At 41.6% G+C, this 841-nt stretch carries 1 protein-coding gene and 1 pseudogene; both read right to left on the minus strand.

Annotated features, from left to right (window positions below; translation table 11 throughout):
* Nucleotides 1–494: pseudogene (locus B3763_RS12075) on the minus strand (hypothetical protein); the annotation flags it as partial.
* A gap of 13 nt (nucleotides 495–507) precedes the next feature.
* The coding region (locus B3763_RS12080) for an ABC transporter permease (RefSeq protein ID WP_286746780.1) at nucleotides 508–841 on the minus strand (334 nt) is incomplete at its 5' end.

Genomic DNA, 841 nt, shown 5'->3' on the forward strand with positions numbered 1-841 from the left:
AACCTGTCCCACTTGAATGGGTTTACATTAAAGAGCGGTTGTCTGATGGTCAGGCCCACTGGGTCACCTTGATACAGTGTTTTCGGGTCATTGGGACCCAATAGTGCATAATTATCAAACCTAGCTAAATTGGTTTCGAACGAGACCGTGGTATTGGTCCAGGGTAATACCTGCTGTAAACCCAACGACAGATCGGAAGTATTCTGGTTAACCGTTCTGTATTGCACCGAACCATCCTCTTGAACAATAGGTGTGGCTCTATTTACATAGTTGGGCAAGTTTCCTGTAAGTAGCAGCTGTGGCCTAAGCTGAGACTTATAAACCTGATAACTCCAGTACCCTAAAGTTCTAGATGTCTCTGCTTGTTTGGCATTTCTTGAGTTTTCCCTTGCCAAACGAATCGTTTCCTCAAGGGTTAGTACTTTTACCTCTTGAGATAATGCTATTCCCGTCAGGCAAAAAAATGATAGAAGTAAATAAATGACCTTTTTCATAGTGTTAATGTGGTTATTCGTGTCTTAACGAAGTAATAGGATCTTGACTTGCAGCTCTGCGCGCAGGAGTAATTCCGAAGATTAGACCAACTGTTGCTGCTACACCGAATGAAATCACAATTGAAGTAAAACTTATAGCGGTAGGGAAATCGGCCAAATTAGATACAGCATAGGCCAAACCTATTCCGAGAATAACGCCAACAATACCACCAGTAATAGAAATCATAACGGCTTCGAACAAGAACTGCATAACAATGTCTGAAGACTTTGCGCCAATGGCAAGCCTCAGCCCAATCTCTTTTATACGTTCCATTACAGAAGCTAACATAATATTCATAATACCGATA

The sequence above is a fragment of the Roseivirga sp. UBA1976 genome (assembly GCF_002336325.1).
In the GTDB taxonomy this organism is placed as follows: Bacteria; Bacteroidota; Bacteroidia; order Cytophagales; family Cyclobacteriaceae; genus Roseivirga; species Roseivirga thermotolerans.